Below are 19,908 nucleotides of genomic sequence, written 5' to 3' on the forward strand. Positions count from 1 at the left end.
TGTGCCGTCACGGTGCTATACTGCCATCTATCGTGATCGTCTTGTCGGTGACCGGGATCTTCTTTCCCGACTGCTCCAGTGCCCGGTCAACGACATACCGCACACCGCCGCAGCACGGGACCTCCATATGGACGACCGTGATCGATTTGATCAGGTGACGGGTGAAGATCTCTGCAAGTTTTGTGATATACCCGTCAATGTCTGCATCCAGTTTCGGGCAGAAGATGATCACGATCCGGTCCCGCAGGAGTTCCGTATGAAACCCCGCGTAGGCAAAGGGAACACAATCGGCAGAGACCAGCAGGTCGGCGTTATCGAAATACGGGGCTGCCGGGTTGAGGAGCGCGAGCTGGACCGGCCACTGCCGGAGCTCGGATCCGGTTTTTTCGGATGGCTGCCGGCTGACGGCTGGCGTGGTCCTCTCAATGCTCCGGGCTGCCGATCCCGGGCAGGCGGCAAAGGGATGGTTTGCATCCGGTCCGGGGGGGCAGGTGCCGGCCGGGTGCCCGTGTACTGGCGGTTTGTGTGACGGTGTCCGGGCCGGCTTTTTGGGGTATGCGGTGTTATCGTGGTCGGGAATGGGAATCGTGTTCTCGATGAGGTACTCGATGGCAGTGTTGTAGAGGGTTTTCTGCCCGTGACCAATGAGATGTTCGAGATGGGCTTTTATCACGGGTTTTCCCTGCCGGACAATGGTCTCCATGACCGTTCTCTCGTCATATGCGACGGCTTCCCGCTCGATCACCGCAATCGCTCCCTCCGGGCAGGTGCCTATGCACGCCCCGAGACCATCGCAGAAGAGATCACTGACCAGCCGGGCTTTTCCGTCGATGAGCTGAAGGGCTCCCTCCGGACAGTCCGGGATGCATTGCCCGCATCCCGTGCATTTCGTTTCGTCGATACTGATGATCTTCCGTTTCATACACTCGCTCCCCGATGCCAGGTGATCCCCACGGCAATCGCGTTTGCGGGATCGAATGGTATCCGTCCATCCCGGTCGGGTGATTTTAACCCGGAACGGATGGTTACCCTTCCGTTAATTTTCATCGTGTTCCGCTCCTCCATTCGTTTCGTATTTCCCTTCACAGGACACATTCCTTACAGTCCTGGTCACCACAGGGGATGTTGTCGATCTTCCATTTCAGGGCCCAGCGCTTGATGCCCCGGATCACATCCACGATCTCAAGCCCGCTTTTTGTGAGCGTATACTCGGTCTTGACCGGAAATGCGGTTGCATCCACGTTCCGCATAAGAATCCCTTCGTCTTCGAGTTCCTTTAACCGCTCCGAGAGGACCTTGGGTGTGATCCCGTCTAAGGAATCCCTGAGATCCGAGAACCGGCGGGTATGGCTACTGCCCTTGTAGAGTTCCAGGATGATCAGCAGCATCCATTTCCTGGTTAAGTACCGGACCGTCTGGTTGACCGTGCATGCATCATCCATGGTATGTTTTTAGAAACTCCTGACTATTTATAATCTGGTATGTAATTCATATCTTGTATCAAAAGTATACCAAGGGAGTTGAATGATGTTCTGTAACCAGTGCGAAGAAACAGCAAAGGGGACCGGTTGTACTATAAAAGGCGTCTGTGGTAAGGACGATGAGGTCGCAGCCTTTCAGGATGTTCTCATCTATCTCTGCAAAGGGATCTCTGTCAGGAACCTTGCAGCAATGGAGAAGGGCAACGGCAATCCTGCGGCGGGCCTGTTCATCGCAGAATCCCTTTTTTCCACACTGACCAATGTGAATTTCGACAAGAAGCGCTTTTCTGACCAGATCGCCCGGGCTCTTGCGATCCGCGATGCGCTCCCCGCAGCGGGCAGTGCGGAACACGATGCCTGCACATGGAAGCCAACCGGAGACGGCGATATTCTGGAGAAGGCAAAGACCGTCGGGCTGCTTGCGACTGCCAACGAGGATATCCGCTCACTCCGGGCAACCCTTCTCTACGGGATTAAAGGGGTATCAGCCTACTACACGCATGCCGAGGTGCTTGGCAAAACCGATGCAGGCATCGAGAAGTTTCTCCAGAAGGCTCTGGTCTCTACATTACAGGATCTGACGGTTCCCGAGATGGTTGCGCTCGTGCTGGAATGCGGGAGTGTCGGGGTTACCACCCTTGCCCTGCTGGATGGGGCAAACACCTCTTCGTATGGCAACCCGCAGATCACCAGCGTCAAAACGTCGGTCGGGACCCATCCGGGCATCCTGATTACCGGCCATGACTTAAAGGACATGGCGCAGTTGCTCGAGCAGTCGAAAGATGCCGGCGTGGATGTGTACACGCACGGCGAGATGCTACCCTCGCACGCGTATCCCGCGTTCAAAAAATATCCGCACCTGTATGGCAACTATGGCGGCTCGTGGTACGCGCAGCGCGATGAATTTGAAAAGTTCAATGGCCCGGTGCTGGTCACGACCAACTGTATTGTGCCCCCGAAAGACACCTATGCCGGGCGGGTCTTCACCACCGGGCTTACCGGGTATCCGGGTGTGAAGCACATCGCCACTTCTGCTGACGGTAAGAAAGATTTTTCTGCGGTTATCGGGTATGCAAAAAAGTGCCAGCCCCCGCAGGAACTTAAGGCCGGCAGTATGGATCTCATCACCGGTTGCGCCCATGGCGCGGTGCTCGGTCTTGCCGACAAGGTGGTTGCAGCGGTAAAGAGCGGAGATATCAAACGCTTCATTGTTATGGCCGGATGCGATGGCCGGCAGAAAGAGCGGGATTACTACACGCAGTTTGCCCTCGCCCTGCCCAAAGACACGGTAATCCTCACCGCAGGCTGCGCCAAGTACCGCTACAATCACCTCAACCTCGGCACCATCGGTGGAATCCCGCGTGTGCTCGACGCAGGGCAGTGCAATGACTGCTACTCGCTGGTCGTGATTGCCCAGGCGCTCGCAAAAGCGTTCGGCGTTGGCATCAACGATCTGCCCGTCTCGTACAACATTGCATGGTACGAGCAGAAGGCAGTGCTCGTCTTACTCTCGCTCCTCTCGCTCGGTGTTAAAGACATCACGCTCGGCCCGAAACTCCCGGCATTTGTGTCGCCCACGGTGCTCGATGTGCTTGTGAAAAACTTCGATCTCAAGCCGAATACTACGGTGGAAGCCGACCTTGCACGGATGGTGCCATCCCCCTAAATCCAATACTTTTGTTGTGTGAAAAACCCCTAAGTAAAAAATTAGAATAACCGGCTTTGTTGTAACCTAAAAGAGCGACAAGCAGTCGCTGCTATGGATATGTCATATCCATGGGTCCCTGTGGCTCGACTTTCATGAATACTCTTGGGGGCTCCAGCTTATCGTGTTCTTTAATGTGATAGAGGCCGATGCCCCCATACCCCCCTATTACGATAAACTCCGCCGACCTCAAAGGGCGCCCCGCGGCGGTCAAGAACTTGCTATTTTATTATACCGATCTGCCCAGCGAGGCCCCGACGAGGCGGCCAAGCGACCCCCAAAGGGGGTGTGTCGGCTCCTAATTACGGGACAACATTATAACAATTTTCCGGCTTCTGGATTAAAAAAGAGAGATGCGTGTTCCGGGCATCCTTTGGGATTTCCCTTATTCACGCGACGTTACGATGCAGTCGTCGGAATGACGGTGGGAGTGACTACGGGTGTTGTGGCCGTTTTGAGATTAACGCTCATCAACAATGTTCCCTTGGGAGTGATGATCGAACTGCGCTTGATCAACTCCCCGTTATTGTAGACCTCAACGGTCAGGGGTATGCCGGCAGTATCAAATTTCTGGATGGATGCCTCGATAATATCGGTGCTTGTTGCCGGGACCTGGTAGAAATTCTCGCCTGTTCCGCTCACTTCGCGCAGCCTGCCGCCCGTTCCTACGGATCCGGTATACTTCGCGTCGTGCATGACACGAACCCATACACCGTTAGCGGGTATACTGGTCTGTGCCGGGATTGTGGTGACAACGGTTGGCTGCGAAGCGGGAGTCTGCTCCGGAATTACCGTAGCCACAGGTGTTGGTTCCGGTGTAGGTGCAGCCGTTGTTACCGGCGCCAGGGTAGCTGCGGTTGCAGGTACGGGGGTTGGCACGGGAGTCGGGACGCTGACCTTTGGCGAAGTTAAGGATGGGTAGATGAATACTGCACCGGCAATCAGCAGGATGACAACAACAATTGCCGCCGCGACGATGACCATCTTCCTGCCCGATGCTGCGGACGCAGGGGATTTTCCCCGGGTGGAGGGCGAAGCCTTTCGGCCCGGGCCGGTTCCCGCCGGGACATTTCTGTCCGCAGCAGGTGTACCGTTGGTTTCTGACCCGATCAGGGTTTTGAGATCTTCAGCTTCTGCAAATTCCACATATGCCGGGGCAGTGCCGGAGGGTAAGAGAGCGATCTGCTCTTTGATCTTCTGCGCCCAGTCATCCCTCTCACCGGTCCGTTGCGAACGGGGCTGCTGGGTAAAAACCAGTTGCATGGGGTTCGTCCCGCCGCTCTTTTTCAGGATAGCAAGGGATAGCGCCGGGTCACCGGACCCGCTCTCCATGGTTGTCACGGTCTCGATCGCAGCAAACGGGATCTCCTTGGTACGGGACAGATTATTACTGCTGTCCACGATGAGGAGGCGCCGGTTTGTCAGTATCGCTTCTGAGACTGCACCATCGACAAGGATGTTGTGCGTTGACAGAAGTATGGATTCATCGCTGTTCAGGTACGGAATTCCCATATATCATCTCATCTCTCTTAAGGGAAATTTGCCTTTTTTTAAGCATCAGTCTTTTTGCCATTTATTATGTAGCCTCGCCACATACCAGTTCATGGAAGTTCAATGGCAAAAAAGACCGGGTCCGTAATACGGTGTGTCACCCTGCCTGCCGGCACATTTTACAACGGGGACTGTATCAGCGGAGCAGCCCGGTATATTCCTGACGGTTCGGTAGATCTCATCATCACCGATCCCCCGTATGGCATCAACGGGGACACGCTCCATAAGCACTATAACCGCAACGAGACATTCGTTGTCGAAGGTTATGTTGAGATCCCGCAGGAAGAGTACGGGGATTTTTCCCTGCGGTGGATTCATGAAGCAGAGCGCGTCCTGCGGCCCGGCGGCTCGATCTACATAGTGTCAGGATACACCAACCTGTTCCATATCCTTGCAGCCCTGAAGACGACCGGTCTCAAAGAGGTCAACCATATCATCTGGAAATACCCCTTCGGTGTCTTTACCCGGAGGAAATTTGTATCGAGCCATTACCATATCCTCTTCTATGAAAAACCCGGTGGCCGGAGGACGTTCAACCTCGAATCCCGGTACGGCCTTGGCGAGAAGAACGCAGACGGGGGCTCGCTCAACAATACCGATCGCGAGGATGTCTGGCAGATCAACCGCGAGTACAAGCCCGGCGTGGTGAAGAACAAGAACGAACTCCCTCCCGAACTGCTCGCAAAGATGATCCAGTACAGCAGCAACGAAGGCGACCTTGTCTGCGACTTCTTCTTAGGGGGCTTTTCCACCGCAAAAGCCGCCATCGGGCTCAACCGCCGGGCAACCGGGTTTGAGTGCTCAAAGGCAATCTTCGATACCCGGATCAAGGAGATAAAGGGAATGGAGCCCGGTTCACTTGTACCCCTGTTACGCGAACCGGCAATCCAGCTGAGGAAAAACCGGCGGAAAGCCTGGACCGACACGGACATCCGGTATCTTATGGGAGAGTTCAGGAAGCGCCGTGACCGGGGCGAGACCAAGAAAGCGATCGTTGCGGCGCTGGGAGAAAGTCTTGGGCGCGGGCGCTGGGCGATAGAGAAAGCGCTGAAGAAATATGACCCTGACCGTGAGCCGTGACCTGCGAATTTATGCGGCCAGCACCTCATACCTCTACCGGGAAAAAATGAGATGAGATCAGTGCTTGGCAAACTTCATGTCCCAGAAGATGTTCTTGCCGGATGCTTTGAGCGGGATGCCATAGGCAACGCTGCATTCTTTGAGGAAACCCATCTGCAGGGCAATGACACCGGCGCTGAACATGATCCGGTTGTCCACGTTGTGGATGCTGGCAGTTTTTACCGCTGAACCAACCGCGATGCCGAGATCGGAGATCTTCATGACACAGTTCGGGCCCGGGTAGAGTGACTTTTTATTCTTTCCCGCTTTTGCCGCTCTTGCCATCTCTGCACAGGTGGCATGCCCGCACCCGCTGCAGTTGATGCCCAGCACTTTCTGGCCTTCAATCCCGATAAGAAGCGTGGCATCGCTCACTTTTACCTGCTCGCCATTGATCCAGAAAAAGTCCATCCCGATCTCTTTTCCCACCTTGATCATCTGGTTTGCGAGTTTCTCCTGGTCCTTACCGGTCAGGATCTCGATATGGATCGAATCAAGCCCTACTGCCTTTGGTGCGGTCCGTGCCGAGAGTGCCATGAGTCCGGCTACGGACTTTACGGCATCTGATTCTACAGTCATGCACGATTGTTGGCAGGTGAGGACAAAAAGAGATCGGCTCCTCCGTTATCGGCAGAGTGCCCGGGAAAAAAAGGTTGTTTACGATCGGCAAAGAATCACCAGGTTTTCTGTCGGGTGATGACCGCTTGCCTGTTTTCATCGCACGCAGGTCCCGCCGATCCTGCACAGGATGGACCTGTTCATATTTTTGTTTCGCAAAGAACATACGTTCCGTATGCCGCATCAGGGATAGGGGGTATCTGTCCGCGAGTGCGGCGTCGCCCTGTTTTTGGATCAGCACCGGATCCTTACTTTTGGACGATGAGTTTGTGCGCTGCGGTGTCAACCTTGTAGGACTTCGGGCGTTCAAGCAGATCGAGCGCGTTGATCTTCATGTCCACGAGCTCGGCGTAATTGAAGGACTCGTTTTTCTTCTCGCCTTTCTCGGTCCAGAAAACAACGATGCCATTCTCCATCTTTTTACTGGTCACAATGTCCTGCATGTTCTTCAATCGGGAATGGGAGGTAATGAATATTTCTGTCAGGAATTTTTTTTGGGTATAGTGTCCTTTCATCCACCACCTTTTTAAAAAACCCGACTTAAAAGAGAATAACAATTTTCATTACCCGTGATTCATATAATCCACGTAACCGTGGAAACTCACATGCAGGTGTTAGAGCGATGATACAGGACACAGCGACTTTCCTGGAACTTGTTGAGGAGGTCAGGATCGGCGACCTGCTCAAAAGCGAAGGCGATAAACGCTACGAAGCCAGCGGTGTCCACTTGAAGGATGGTTATCTCCACATTATTTTCGATGACGATCCGCACCTTTTGCGCCTCAGGCTGGATTGGCGCCACGCGGGAGAGGAGCCTGTCCTGCTGGATTTGAAAGGCACGGCACCGGGTTATGAAGATATCACGTACCAGTCATCAACCCACCGGTGGTATTGCCTGATCGAGACCGCCGGAACAAAGTCGGGCATCTTCAAGCCGCACATCGATGAGTTTGATGAATCGTTCACTTTTATCAAAAGTTACTGTCTGGACTTCCCGTTCAAAGCCGGCAACAAGGGTTTCGAGGGCTTGTCGACCCTTAGCTATGCCGGGAACGATTACCTGCTCGGCCTGTGCGAGGGAAATAAATGCAAAAGCGGCAGCGCGGGAGCTGAACCGGGAAAGGGACGTATCCAGGTCTTCAGGCGGGCTTTGGAAAACTGGGAGCATATCGGAACCATACGGCTGCCAAAAGCGGTGCGTTTCAGGGACTACTCCAGCCTTGATTTCTGCAATGGCTGTCTGACGGTAATCTCGCAGTCTTCATCGGCCATGTGGGTTGGGCGCATTCGTGCGGAGTCGGCCGGTCCGGAAGACCTATTTACTGATGATGGAGAGTTGTTCCTGTTCCCACGCGACGATAAAGATCGGATTATGTACTGCAACCTGGAAGGTGTGACATGGCTGGGAAACGACCGGTTGGTAGTTGTCTCGGATAAAGCGAAGTCCGATCAGCCCAATCGCTGTGCCTGTAAAGACCAGTCGATCCACATCTTCAAAATTCCGGCTGCAGGCCTGCCCACGAATTAAACTGGTATGAATAGTTGCATCAGAAAAGAATCAGACCCTGTGTGATAAAATGCTGCCGGGGAATCTGATTTTTAACGTCGAATGTTTTTTTTAAAATCCCCGTCAATTGTGTTATTAAAAAAGAGTGAACCATCCGGCACTCACTTCGGCTTGTAATAGCCCCATTTCTTAAGCGCTTCGGCCAGTTCCTTTGCCTTTTTTGCCTTCACGTCGAGCGTGATGCCTTCCTGCCATGCTTCAATCGCCTGCATGGTTGCTTTCGCTCCTGCCCTTGTCCCCTTCGGGTGGCCGTGGATGCCGCCGCTCACGAGCAGCACCAGTTCGCAGCCATAGATGTCCAGCACTTCGGGAACGAGGCCGGGGTGCAGGCCTCCCGATGACACGGGAAATGCACTTTTTATTGAACCCCAGTCCTGATCGAGCGCCATATGTTCAACACCGCTTGTCTTTCTTTCCCGCAGCACATCGGCAAGCAGCATGGCCTCTTTTTTAGTGCCAACGAGTTTTCCTACCGCGGTACCCGTGTGGATCTGGCTGACGCCGATAAGCCGCATGAGTTTTGCCAGGAAGAGCATCGTGAGCCCGTGCTTTTTATTCCGGTCAAAGGCTGCGTGCATGGCCCGGTGGGCATGGATGGCAAGCCCGAGATCGGAGCAGTAGTCCCGCATGGTCATGACGCTTGCTGTCCCGGCGACAACCACATCGATCATCGCAAAGTTCCAGCTATTGTCTGCCAGCAACTGCGCCCGCTTTTTCATGGTCTCGACATCGGCAGTGATGTTGAGGTACGCGGATTTCTGCTCGCCGGTCTCCTGTATCGCCTTGTCCCGCAGTTTTGTCATCCACTTCACGCGGTCTTCGAAGCGGTTGAACGCTGTCGAGGTCAGGTTCTCGTCGTCCTTGACAAAATCAAACCCGCCCATCCAGGTCTCGTACGCGATCCCGGCGTGTTCCTTAGCCGAAAACCCGATCTTGGGTTTGGGAACCGCGCCGGTGAGCGGGCGATCATAGACCTTCATCATCTCCCGGATGCCGTCGTTGCCGAAGTGGGGACCTTTGAAATGTTTAATGTAGGCAGCCGGGAACGAGACATCGATCAGCCGGAGGTTTTTGAGCGCCTTCATGCCAAAGATGTTGCCCGCAATCCCGCTGAGCAGCTGCACCGCATTGCCCTCTTCCCAGAGTGCGAGGGGGTACGCTATCTTTGTGTAGTTCCCGTTGATCTCAAAGACGGTTGCCTGCAGTTTCTTCATCCGGGGGGGCATTGTGAAGAGTGTGGTCCACGTCCCCGTAGAACTCTCCGATGCTATCCGCCCGGCCGCTTCTTCAGCACTGATGCCTGCTGCCGGTTCGAAATAAAAGAGGCAGACCAGTTCATCCCGTGCGGGGGTATAGCCGAGGTTTACAAATTCCCTGTACCAGTCAATTGCCATTTAAGAACACCATTAACAATCAAAGGAGTGGATGATTAATAATCCTGAAGGTGTGGCAGGTGCAAAAACCATTGGCTTATCATATCCGGACACGCACCTACGGGTAACGATGATGCAACAATGATGCAAAAAATGGTATATGGGGTTATCCTCTGTATCGTGCTGGTGACGCTGGTCCTGCTCACTGCCCAGTATTTTCCCGCGGGCATTGGCAGGTCACCGGCAGCTCCGCCGGTTACCGCGACACCGTGGATCCAGCCCAACCTGACGGAGCCCGATCCCCGCGAACCGGTCAGTTCCCGGTACGCTCCCGGCGAGATTACCCGGCGCTGCGATGCAGCGTTTGTATCGGCAAATGCAACGCTCGATGCAATTGCTGCAACCCCTGAGAAGGACCGGACGGTTGACACGACCCTGCTCAGGTTCGAACAGGCCATGGGGGATTTTTCCGATACAACAGAGCCCCTTTCGATGATGAGTTATGTCTATCCTGATCCCGCGATCTCAGCCGAAGGCTCGGCCTGCGAAGAGAAGACTGGGATCTTCATGGTCAATGTCTACACCCGCCGCGATCTCTATACGGCAATGCACGGCCTGACTCCCCGCAATGCGGATGAAGCGCGGTTATACAATAAGACGCTGCGGCAGTTCGAGAAAAACGGGCTCAGCCTGCCGGATGACCGGCTGGCAAACGTCCGGGAGATGATGGCAAAACTCTCCCGGCTGGAGAACCGGTTCTCGACAAATTTAAACAACGACAACACCACCCTTGAGTTTACCCCGCAGGATCTATCGGGGGTACCGGCGAACGTCCTTGCCGGTTTTAAGAAAACTGACAAGGGAACGTACCTTGTCACCACAAAAACACCGGATTATATCGCCGTGATGCAGAGTGCCGGCAGGAACGAGACCCGAAAGCAGATGTATTACGCGTTTAACAATCGTCAGTCCGTTGAGAACACCCGGCTGTTGGAAGAAGCAATTGTCCTGCGGGAGCAGATCGCACAAGAACTCGGGTTTGCCACGTGGGCGGATTACCGGATCGACGGGCGGATGGCCGGAAATAAAGAAACTGTACTCGCGTTCCTTGCCGCACTCAAAGAGCCCCTGAAAGAAAAAACAAAAGCGGAGATGGCAGAACTCCTTGCGGTGAAGAAAAAGATCGACCCTTCGGCTGCCTCGTTAGACCCCTGGGACATTTCCTGGCTTGAGGAGAAAGTCCGGGTTGAAAAATATACGCTTGATGACGAGAAAATCCGGCAGTATTTCCCGCTCAACTCAACCATGCAGGGGATTTTTGACCAGTACTCCAGCCTGCTCGGGATCCGGTTTGTCGAAGTGAAAGACGCAAAAGTCTGGGCTGATGGCGTCAAACTCTACCGGATCGAGAACGCAACTTCGGGAAATACGATTGCGTATCTCTATGCTGACCTTTTCCCCCGCGAGGGAAAATTCGGTCACTGGATGCTCTACCAGATAACGGCCGGCCGGGCAGGACCCCATGGTTCGTACAGCATCCCGGTCTCTGCGCTCATCGCCAATGTGCGGGCGCCCGAGGGGGACAAACCCTCGCTGCTCTCGCACGATGATGTTATCGGGCTCTTCCACGAACTCGGCCACGGCCTCCACGCGAGCCTGACCCGTGCACCGTATGCCACCCTGTCGGGCTACAATGTTGAATGGGATTTTGTCGAGACTCCTTCGCAGGCGCTGGAAGAATGGGCATGGCAGCCGCAGGTGCTCGAAGAAATCTCGGGCCTGTATACCGACCCTGCGCAGAAACTCCCCGCTGATCTCCGCACCCGGATGATCGAGGCCCGCGATCTGGACGCGGGGATCTACTATTCCCGCCAGCTCATGTTCTCCAGCGAGGATATGGTATTCCATACCGCCACCGGTCCGGTGGATGTGACAAACATCTCCGATGCAATGTACGAAGAGACGATGGGGATCCATCCGATCGCCGGCGGCCATGAACCGGCAACCATCGGCCATTTCATGGGGGGATACGATGCCGGTTATTACGGGTACCTCTGGTCGAGAGTGTACGCCCTGAATGTCTATGCCCGTTTCGAGCGCGACGGTCTTACCAACACGACGGCCGGCATGGAGTACCGCCACTGGATCCTTGAGCCGGGGAACATGCAGGATGGCGATGTGCTGCTCCGCGGGTTCTTAGGCAAAGAGCCCGGCATGGATGTGTTCTACGAATACCTGCACATCCCGGTGCCAGCCAAATAATCCGGCATTGGCATGCCTGCTCCCGTGAACCGGCAAACCCCCCTCCCCTCCATTATCCTTATCCGCTTCCCGCGCAAAACTCCGGTAAGGAACTCTTATGCTTTACCGCACCGTCTTAAAAACCGGCGATAAACTATCTATCTTAGGCTTTGGCTGCATGCGGCTGCCCATGAAAAAAGGCGGCGGTGGCATTGATGAAGACCGGGCGATCAGCCAGATCCGGTACGCCATCGATCACGGGGTCAACTATGTCGATACTGCGCCCATCTATCATATGGGGAAGAGCGAGCCGATCCTCGGGCGGGCGCTTGCCGATGGCTACCGGGAGAAAGTGCGGCTCGCCACCAAACTCCCGCCATGGTCCGTCTTTTCCCGCGCTGACATGGACCGGATTCTTGCCGACCAGCTTGCAACGCTCAACACCGATCATATCGATTACTACCTGCTCCACAGTCTCGGCAAAGACTCCTGGGAAAAACTCCTGCGCCTCGGCGTGCTCGAATTTCTTAATACTGCAAAGAAAGACGGCAGGATAAAAAACGCCGGCTTCTCGTTCCACAGCAACACGGAGACGTTCAGGGAGATCATCGACGCGTACGACTGGGACTTCTGCCAGATCCAGTTCAATTACCTCGATGAGCACAACCAGGCAGGCATCACGGGGCTGCAGTACGCTGCCGCGAAACGGATTGCGGTCATGGTGATGGAACCGCTGCGGGGCGGAAACCTTGCCGGTCATGTGCCGGACGATGTGCAGAAGATCTGGGATGAAGCCCCGGTCAAGCGGAGTGCCGCGGAGTGGGGGCTGCGCTGGGTGTGGAACCATCCCGAGGTCACGGTCGTCCTCTCGGGCATGAACGAGGAGGTCCATATCGATGAGAACCTGCGGGTGGCAGAAACCGCGTTGCCCGGTTCGCTCACGGAAGCCGATCTTGCCGTGCTCGAACAGGCCCGCCAGACCTACCGGCGCTTAATGAAAGTGGACTGTACCGGCTGTCGCTACTGCATGCCGTGCCCTGCGGGTGTCAACATCCCGGAGTGCTTTGCGTTTTACAACAACACCGCGTTCTTCCCCCACAGCCGGGAAAATAAGATGCTCTATGTTGTCCGTCTCGGCGGGATTATTGGCGATGTCCCTTCCTATGCCGGACTCTGCCGCCATTGCGGGAAATGCGAACGGATCTGCCCCCAGCACATTCCCATCCAGAAGCGTCTCACAGAAGTCTCGGCAGCCTTTGAGGGCAGGGGCATGGGGGTCAAGCGGTTTGTGATGAAAGCGGTGATGGGCGGGGCGATGTGGCTGATGGGAGTGGGGGGACGGATTAAGAGGGTGGTGGCGGGGAGGAAGTAGTGAGATGGGAGACGGTTAAACAAATCATTGCTATGAAAGAAAGTGATCACACAGCGGACGAGTTCTTAATGCAGCTCGACCGGAAAGAGATCGATCAGTTCCAGATTATGACGGATTTGTAATCTATCTTAATTGAATATTTTTAATAGTTAAAGTTTGGTCGGCACAATCTACCTCAATGTTCAAGGCGCAGCACTTGTGAAAATTTCAACAATGTGAAAAAATGCTTTATTCAATATTTTTATAAATTGTTAAAATTTTATTCACTAATTTTTCTTGCTCATCCTCACTCTTGGCATAAATTTCCTGAGACACGACATAATTTTTTATTTCAACCAAGTTTTCATTTTTAGCAGCTAGTAAATATCCTAAAAACCAAATCGGATGGCCACGAGAATATTTTGAAGTCAAAAACTGTTTCATAAATTTTATGAGTTTCTCTTCATTTTCTTTAAGTATATTCTCTAAATTATCTAATGTTGAAATTTTAAAATATTGACAAATTTCAACATCATATTCAATTAAATTTGCCTTTTCTTGAGTTCCACTTGGATCAATTCCCATTATTGAATCAATACGCTTAATTGTTTGAGAACTATCCAGGTAAGTTTTCATGGATATATCATCAATTAAAATATTAGCGTATGTGCGCTCTATTACTGACTTGACACTATTTGTATAATCCCTAATATCATTTTTAATAGCAACAAATTGCTCATCTGCAAGTTCTAATAAACCCGCTTGCCGTGAAAACTGTCGGCGGATTTCTTTTGGAATTCCAATACTTGATTTATAACCAAAATCATGTTCAATTTCGGCCCATGCATGTTGCAAAATCGATCTTATTTGAATTTCACACATCAGTTCTTTGTATTTTTTACACTCTGGTAAAATTAGTCGTTCATCTGAAAATTCTACAATGTAATGAAGAGATAAATATCCAAATTGATCTGGTTCTAACAACTTCCTTTTATCGATAGATTTCTCATAATTGACTTTGAAATTTTCTCTAATAATCGCTGCTGCTTTATCAACATCATCAGAAAAATAACAGATAATTCTTACACCAGATAAATCTGTTACATCTGATAATTTATCGTAAAATTTTTCCTCTTTTTTTACCTTATCACTAAATGAATCTATTTCTTTAGTCCGTGAGGAAATTTCATGTATTGAAAAATGCTCCTCATTTAACAATTCTTTAATAATAGTTTCTGTCTTTTTTGTAAATGCATCATATAAGGGTCTTTTTTCAATAAATTCACTAATTATTTTAGAAAAATCTGTATTTCCCTCCATAGCATCCTCTTGTACTGTCATAACGATATATTTTTCTAAAATAATTGCAGTCGTATAATTAAAGATGAAAATCTTTAGGAATCTCAACAATTTTTTCTATCAATTGGTTTCCATATCGGATTTTTCCGAATAATCATATCTTCTTTTATATCCACGATCTGACCGATTCATTGTGGTGCAGAACCAGACCATATCCTGATAACTTCTTTTCCTTCCAATCCCCGCTACGTAACTTAGTTTCATGCTCTTTATTTGCAGAACGCCAAAATACACATAAGCCGGTGAATGATGAATCCAGCACTTAACCAGTTCAAAAAAGAGATCATCAACTTCTATCTTGTATCAATCATCAACATCGTCTTTGCTGCCCTCGCGATTGCGTTTGGCATATGCTACCTGATTACCGCAGTACTCGGGCTGCCCTTGGATCTTGGAATCCCCGAGTTCCGGATGTTCACCGGTGCAGTCGCCATGATCTGCTTCGGGCTCGGGCTCAGCTGGTTCTTCTCAACCATCAGGGTCTTTGAAGGTATCGGGACAATCAAGGACATCCTTTGTGCATCCGGTGAACCCATAACGGAAGAGGGTATCACGTGCCTGATCGTGCGGATGCTCGCCCATTACCGGGACAACCGGAAAACCATCGGCACCATGATCCTTGTCTCGACGATCGGAGGGTGCTTCTTCTTTGTCCTTGGGATCGCAACCAGCCTTCAGGCATTGTCCCTATCGCCGAGCGGCATCACGTTTACCCTGGATAATTTCCTGGTCATACCGGCGATGTTCCTCATACTCGGGATTGCTCTTGCAAGCCTGCTCTCATCGTACTATTTCTCGAAATTTGCAAAGGTCTGGGACCGGCGCCTCCACGAGATCGAGGAATCGGAGTGCGCCCTGAAAAAGACGCTGGGGCTGGATGAGGCATGACGGGACGGCGCACGGTGTACGAGATCTACTGGGAGATCCTTGTCTATTGCAAATCCCCGCGATCCTTCACCGGGATTATCAACCGGTGTGACCTGAACTCGAAGACCGGGCAGGAGTACCTTGAATTCCTGGTGGCGCGGGGATATCTCGCTCTGGTAACCGAGGGGGAAAAGACCGTTTATCATTCGACGCCGGCAGCGGCAGAGTATATCGGGCTCTTTTCCTCGCTGTACCAGAAACTCTTCGATGCCACGCCGGAGTTTAAGCTGTAGAGGGGCTGAAACGTTTGTCTTGTTCCGATAATGGTGATGGGGGCTGATGCCCCCATACCCCCTACAAGGATAGTGCCGCCGCCCCCGACGGGGCGCCCCCGCGGCGGTTTCAATGACTAAAAAAATAAAACCTCCTTGCCCCGCCGTGCCTCGGAGAGGCCCTGAGGCGGGGGAGAATCATAAAAACGATTTTCATGGTTTGGGTGTGAACTTAATCGTTCATGCCCGTTTCTCCAGAGCACAAATCCCGGCATCATGGCATAGATTCATGAACCGGAAAGGGAAATGGGATGCAGTTACATGATTTCCCGGAAAGATGAACAGAAAGCAGTCCACGACGATCATGATCACGACCATGACAATGACTACAGCCATGATCATGGTGTGAAAGAAAAGGATGGGCACGGCCACACGCACGGGATCGTAGACCCGTCCATCCTTACAACGGAACGCGGGATCTGGGCGGTCAAATGGTCGTTTGTCGGTTTGTTCATCACGGCAATCTTTCAGGTAATCATTGTATATTATACCGGCAGCATTGCACTGCTCGCTGACACCATCCATAACTTCGGCGATGCACTCACGGCAATCCCGCTCCTCTTTGCATTCCTGCTTGCCCGGTGGAAACCTACGAAACGGTTTACGTACGGATACGGCAGGGTCGAGGATCTTGCCGGTGTCTTTGTCGTTCTCATGATCCTGGTCTCCGCGATTGTTGCCGGTTATGTTTCCATCGACCGGCTCTTCCATCCGCAGGAAGTCACTTTTCTCTGGGCGGTTGTAGCGGCATCGATCATCGGGTTCATCGGAAACGAAGCGGTGGCCCGGCTCCGCATCCGGGTGGGCAACGAGATCGGGAGTGCCGCACTCGTGGCTGACGGCCAGCACGCCCGGGTGGACGGGCTGACGAGCCTTGCCGTGCTTTTCGGTGCAGTTGGCGTATATCTCGGGTTCCCTCTTGCCGATCCGGTTGTCGGGTTGCTTATCACGATTGCCATTCTCGGGATTGTCTGGGAATCAGGAAAAACAATATTCACCCGGTTGATTGATGGTGTTGATCCGGAAATCATAGATGAGATCACTCATGCTGCCGAACACGTCAATGGCGTGAAAGCAATAACCGATGTGAAAGTCCGCTGGCTCGGGCACCGGCTCCACGCGGAGATCAACATGACCGTGGACTCAAACCTTTCGGTGGAGAGCGGACATGCGATAGCGAAAGAGTACCGGCATGAACTGCTCCACCACCTGCAGTATCTCTCCGATGCTACCATTCACGTAGATCCCGCAACAGAATCCGGGGCGGATCACCATCATGTTGTGGAACACAGCCACGAAGGGTTGCCGCCGCATTCACACTGAGTAAAAAAATCAGAGATCGAATACATTCAGCCCGACATCTGCATCAAACCTGCGGCCAAGGGTATCGTCAATGGCATGGATGAATATCTCGCAGGTGCCGCCGCCCCCGACGGGGCGCCCCCGCGGCGGTTTCAACGACTAATAAAACCGTCCTGCCCCGCCGTGCCTTGGAGAGTATACATGGCCGTCAGGCCACAGGAACCCATGGATACAAGATATCCATAGCAGGCCCTGAGGCGGGGAACCCTCATTAGTACATATACACTTAGCAATTTTTTATGAATCGATTTTGAACAATTCCAGATCAAATCCGGCAAGCCTTTTTACAAAAAAAATCGAGATCCGTTTCGCGCAAAAAAATTTAAATCGATCTCTGAAATTTTTTTTTCAATCGACCCCTCAGCCCCTGCCTTGAATTTTTTAATCAGACCTTGATTTTATTTCCGGACCCTCACCCCGGAGAAAATGATTTGTTGTTAGATAATTATCCAACAGTTGGATAATTATCCAACAGTTGGCAACTTATCTAACACCCTGTGATCGCGATTAAAAATTTTCCGGCAAGGTTCGATTGAAAAAAATTTCAAAAAAAATTTGAAAAAAGGAAAAAAATTCCCGGAAAAATGTATATTAAAAGTGTACAAAAAGTGATAACAATCCTGCTCATGAATTCTGCAAAAAATATTCTTGAACCTAATGCTGATCACAGCATTCGATCGTTCTGTAGTCCAACGCATACCTTTTTCCCGTTTCTTTTCGAGACAGAGTAGTACGAGGTGCACGACTGCATGGAACCCGCAACGTTAGTGTCCGGCATTTCTGAGGAATATGCAGAGGAGGCTGGCATGATACGGGAAGCAGCCCTGCGTATCCGCAGCGCCCGGACCCGCGGGGAACTCGGCACCCTGCTTGTTCACGAAGTGCACCAGTACTCCCTCTTTGATCTCCAGATCATCGGGGGACGCCTCTACAATGATATAGAAAAACTCCCGTCCCCGTACCGCGAGGCGATCCGCCCGTACTTTAACAAGCAGCTCTTCGGTGGGCATCATGAACTTCTTGCCATGCACCGGCGCGGGGCGTTTTTAGCAATGCAGACTCCTCTTGCCGATCCGGAAACGTTCCGGAAATTCTGCGATATGCTGCCGGAAGGATGCTTTGCCGTGAATGAAGGAAGTGAGCGCAACCCGTACTTCCGGAACCCGAAGAACCGCTTCTTCTACTACCTGATCGCAGCGTTTTCCATGTTTGTGCTCGATAAGCCGGGCCACCCGGTGGGCATGCCGTTTCCCGGGGGTTTCAAAGTCGAGCAGCGGGGCAGGGACTACTATTGCCTGATCCGGGACAAGGAAAAGGAAGTATTTTACTCAATCTGTAACTTCTGTCCGTCGAAACAGACCGAAGAGTCCTGAACGTTGATCGGCTCTCTCCGGAGTGGGGACATTTTTAACACCCCCGGCATCCTATGTCCATCTGCTGGCAAACCATGAATACCCGGTATCCTTTCCTGCTCTCCATCCCGCACGGGGGAACGGAAATTCCGAAAGAGGTTCGTCCCCGTCTCCTGCTCAGTGACGAAGACCTCCTTTTCTACTGCGATCCGCTGACACGGGATCTGTTTGGATTCCCGGAACGGGTAGATGCCTTCATCGACACGCCGATTTCCCGGATGATCATCGACCTCAACCGCCCCCCGCTCCCCCTCCCGCCAAAAGATCCCGACGGGGTTATCAAAAGGAGGACAGTTGATGGCAGGGAGGTATACCGCCCGGGCACAGTGCCGTCCATCGAAGAGATCCATACCCTGATGATGAACCATTACTTCCCCTATCACCAGCGTATCGATGAATTACTGGACTGTCATCCTGTCAGGGTCGCGTTTGACTGTCACTCGATGCTGCCGCACGGCTCGGCAGTCCAGAAGGATGCGGGCAAAATACGGCCGATGATCTGCCTTGGCAACAATGGCGATGGGCAGGGCGAGTCCCGGCCGGGAAGCATTGCCACCGCTCCTGCGGCGTGGATCGCGGTTCTTGCCGATGCGTTCCGCAACGAACTCTCGTTTGACCGGGAAGTGGTGTTAAACGATCCGTTTCGGGGCGGGTTTATTGCAAATGCCCATTACTGGCGCAAGGGCATTCCCTGGATCCAGATCGAGATCAACCGTGCCCTCTATGAATCCACAGGAACCGGCGAGCATGCACAGGACAAAAGCCGTGAGCGGGTACTGGCGTTGAAAGAAACGATCTGGCGGGTCCTTACAGCGTTCTGGAAACGGGTCGGCGATGAACCGCCCGGTAAAAAATGAGCGGGGTTCTGTTTTTTCAGCCGTTAATGATCCGGTGCTCTTCGAGTGCCCCGTCGTAATATACTTTGACGGTGATCTCATCGCCTTTTAAAAATCCCCTCAGCCGGTCGTCATATGTTTTCTGTACGTGGCGGAGATGGTGGCGTGCGAAATAGTGCTGCATGTATTCGAGGAACTGGATCTCCTGGGTCAGGAATGCGTTCTCATACTCCTTTGTCTCCCGGGCGATCGCGAGGCTTTCTTCGTCGGGAATGGTGGCGTCATATTCCCCGTGCAGGTCGAGGCCGGAGAACTGCCGCCAGTCCACGATCCCCTGTTCGTCGGGTTCGCGGTGGAGCATATACGGGTACACCCGGCAGATGGTAAACCGGTTCTCGTAGATGCGGCATATACCCTCTTCCAGAAACCAGCAGGAGCCGGTCTCATCGTCCTGCGTCCGCAGGGCATACCCGGAGACATAAAAGGTCCCGTTCTGGTCGCAGAATTCCGGTGATGGGGCGGGTTCCAGTGCATCGGGATCCATGGCTTTTACTGCCGTCACATCGCGGTCGAGCAGGAATACGTGCCCGTTGAACTCCCGTGTGCAGCACTTTGCGCAGGATGTGCAGCGAAACCTGATCTCCCGGATGATGCCGGCGAGACGTTCCAGGGGAAACTCAAAGAGGCTGTTGCGCTCCTGCGTCAGGGCTGCGATACGTAAGGGAATGGGCATG

20 protein-coding genes are annotated in these 19,908 nt (G+C 52.7%); 10 read left to right on the plus strand and 10 right to left on the minus strand.

The window, feature by feature from the left end:
- Positions 1 to 7: 7 nt before the first annotated feature.
- The 3 genes from WC593_04180 to WC593_04190 are packed head-to-tail and all read right to left on the minus strand — an operon-like array spanning position 8 to position 1,442.
- Positions 8 to 922 (minus strand): 4Fe-4S binding protein, encoded by a 915-nt coding sequence (locus WC593_04180; GenBank protein ID MFA4824336.1) that lies wholly within the window; start codon positions 920 to 922, stop codon positions 8 to 10.
- Positions 919 to 1,086 (minus strand): hypothetical protein, encoded by a 168-nt coding sequence (locus WC593_04185; GenBank protein ID MFA4824337.1) that lies wholly within the window; start codon positions 1,084 to 1,086, stop codon positions 919 to 921. Before WC593_04185 ends, WC593_04180 begins: the two co-directional genes overlap by 4 nt.
- Positions 1,083 to 1,442 carry a helix-turn-helix domain-containing protein gene (locus tag WC593_04190; GenBank protein MFA4824338.1) on the minus strand — a complete coding sequence of 120 codons (360 nt, stop codon included), beginning with the start codon at positions 1,440 to 1,442 and terminating at the stop codon, positions 1,083 to 1,085. Before WC593_04190 ends, WC593_04185 begins: the two co-directional genes overlap by 4 nt.
- An 85-nt stretch (positions 1,443 to 1,527) precedes the next feature.
- On the opposite strand from WC593_04190, the gene hcp reads away from it, so the two are divergent.
- On the plus strand, positions 1,528 to 3,147 hold the full coding sequence (gene hcp, locus WC593_04195) for a hydroxylamine reductase (GenBank protein ID MFA4824339.1): 1,620 nt from the start codon (positions 1,528 to 1,530) through the stop codon (positions 3,145 to 3,147).
- Between the two features lie 438 nt (positions 3,148 to 3,585).
- On the opposite strand, the gene WC593_04200 is transcribed toward hcp, so the two are convergent.
- Positions 3,586 to 4,698, minus strand: a complete 1,113-nt coding sequence (locus WC593_04200; protein MFA4824340.1) for a PH domain-containing protein — start codon at positions 4,696 to 4,698, stop codon at positions 3,586 to 3,588.
- 102 nt (positions 4,699 to 4,800) lie between these two features.
- Here WC593_04200 and WC593_04205 point away from each other — a divergent pair, with 102 nt between their 5' ends.
- A complete protein-coding gene (locus WC593_04205) occupies positions 4,801 to 5,817 on the plus strand; it encodes a site-specific DNA-methyltransferase (protein MFA4824341.1) in 1,017 nt (338 codons plus the stop codon).
- Positions 5,818 to 5,874: 57 nt separating this feature from the next.
- Here the strand turns inward: WC593_04205 and WC593_04210 are convergent, their stop codons facing one another.
- Together WC593_04210 and WC593_04215 are read right to left on the minus strand one after the other, a co-directional pair.
- Positions 5,875 to 6,435, minus strand: coding sequence for a DUF2148 domain-containing protein (locus WC593_04210; protein MFA4824342.1), 561 nt, complete (start codon positions 6,433 to 6,435; stop codon positions 5,875 to 5,877).
- A 287-nt stretch (positions 6,436 to 6,722) separates the two neighbouring features.
- Complete coding sequence (locus tag WC593_04215) at positions 6,723 to 6,917, minus strand: hypothetical protein (protein ID MFA4824343.1); 195 nt, start codon at positions 6,915 to 6,917, stop codon at positions 6,723 to 6,725.
- Between the two features lie 179 nt (positions 6,918 to 7,096).
- On the opposite strand from WC593_04215, the gene WC593_04220 reads away from it, so the two are divergent.
- Positions 7,097 to 8,002 carry a hypothetical protein gene (locus WC593_04220; GenBank protein MFA4824344.1) on the plus strand — a complete coding sequence of 302 codons (906 nt, stop codon included), beginning with the start codon at positions 7,097 to 7,099 and terminating at the stop codon, positions 8,000 to 8,002.
- Positions 8,003 to 8,142: 140 nt separating this feature from the next.
- Here the strand turns inward: WC593_04220 and rbcL are convergent, their stop codons facing one another.
- Entirely contained in the window at positions 8,143 to 9,435 is a 1,293-nt protein-coding gene (gene rbcL, locus WC593_04225) for a type III ribulose-bisphosphate carboxylase (GenBank protein ID MFA4824345.1), read from the minus strand.
- Between the two features lie 120 nt (positions 9,436 to 9,555).
- Here rbcL and WC593_04230 point away from each other — a divergent pair, with 120 nt between their 5' ends.
- Both WC593_04230 and WC593_04235 read left to right on the plus strand, forming a co-directional pair.
- A complete protein-coding gene (locus WC593_04230) occupies positions 9,556 to 11,676 on the plus strand; it encodes a M3 family metallopeptidase (GenBank protein MFA4824346.1) in 2,121 nt (706 codons plus the stop codon).
- Between the two features lie 97 nt (positions 11,677 to 11,773).
- Entirely contained in the window at positions 11,774 to 13,027 is a 1,254-nt protein-coding gene (locus tag WC593_04235) for an aldo/keto reductase (GenBank protein MFA4824347.1), read from the plus strand.
- A gap of 228 nt (positions 13,028 to 13,255) precedes the next feature.
- Here the strand turns inward: WC593_04235 and WC593_04240 are convergent, their stop codons facing one another.
- Positions 13,256 to 14,347 carry a hypothetical protein gene (locus WC593_04240; GenBank protein MFA4824348.1) on the minus strand — a complete coding sequence of 364 codons (1,092 nt, stop codon included), beginning with the start codon at positions 14,345 to 14,347 and terminating at the stop codon, positions 13,256 to 13,258.
- 267 nt (positions 14,348 to 14,614) lie between these two features.
- Here WC593_04240 and WC593_04245 point away from each other — a divergent pair, with 267 nt between their 5' ends.
- The 3 genes from WC593_04245 to WC593_04255 all read left to right on the plus strand — a co-directional run bounded on the left by WC593_04245 (position 14,615) and on the right by WC593_04255 (position 16,887).
- A complete protein-coding gene (locus WC593_04245; protein MFA4824349.1) occupies positions 14,615 to 15,253 on the plus strand; it encodes a hypothetical protein in 639 nt (212 codons plus the stop codon).
- Positions 15,250 to 15,525 (plus strand): winged helix-turn-helix domain-containing protein, encoded by a 276-nt coding sequence (locus tag WC593_04250; protein MFA4824350.1) that lies wholly within the window; start codon positions 15,250 to 15,252, stop codon positions 15,523 to 15,525. Before WC593_04245 ends, WC593_04250 begins: the two co-directional genes overlap by 4 nt.
- A 300-nt stretch (positions 15,526 to 15,825) precedes the next feature.
- Positions 15,826 to 16,887 carry a cation diffusion facilitator family transporter gene (locus WC593_04255; protein ID MFA4824351.1) on the plus strand — a complete coding sequence of 354 codons (1,062 nt, stop codon included), beginning with the start codon at positions 15,826 to 15,828 and terminating at the stop codon, positions 16,885 to 16,887.
- 9 nt (positions 16,888 to 16,896) lie between these two features.
- On the opposite strand, the gene WC593_04260 is transcribed toward WC593_04255, so the two are convergent.
- Positions 16,897 to 17,022: a hypothetical protein gene (locus tag WC593_04260; protein ID MFA4824352.1), complete on the minus strand. Its 126-nt coding sequence runs from the start codon at positions 17,020 to 17,022 to the stop codon at positions 16,897 to 16,899.
- A gap of 653 nt (positions 17,023 to 17,675) precedes the next feature.
- Here WC593_04260 and WC593_04265 point away from each other — a divergent pair.
- Together WC593_04265 and WC593_04270 are read left to right on the plus strand one after the other, a co-directional pair.
- Positions 17,676 to 18,299 (plus strand): DUF2115 domain-containing protein, encoded by a 624-nt coding sequence (locus tag WC593_04265; protein ID MFA4824353.1) that lies wholly within the window; start codon positions 17,676 to 17,678, stop codon positions 18,297 to 18,299.
- Positions 18,300 to 18,352: 53 nt separating this feature from the next.
- Complete coding sequence (locus WC593_04270; GenBank protein ID MFA4824354.1) at positions 18,353 to 19,195, plus strand: N-formylglutamate amidohydrolase; 843 nt, start codon at positions 18,353 to 18,355, stop codon at positions 19,193 to 19,195.
- A gap of 16 nt (positions 19,196 to 19,211) precedes the next feature.
- Here the strand turns inward: WC593_04270 and WC593_04275 are convergent, their stop codons facing one another.
- Entirely contained in the window at positions 19,212 to 19,907 is a 696-nt protein-coding gene (locus WC593_04275) for a YkgJ family cysteine cluster protein (GenBank protein ID MFA4824355.1), read from the minus strand.
- Position 19,908: the final 1 nt, after the last annotated feature.

This window comes from Methanoregula sp., from assembly GCA_041645435.1.
Lineage (GTDB): Archaea > Halobacteriota > Methanomicrobia > Methanomicrobiales > Methanospirillaceae > Methanoregula.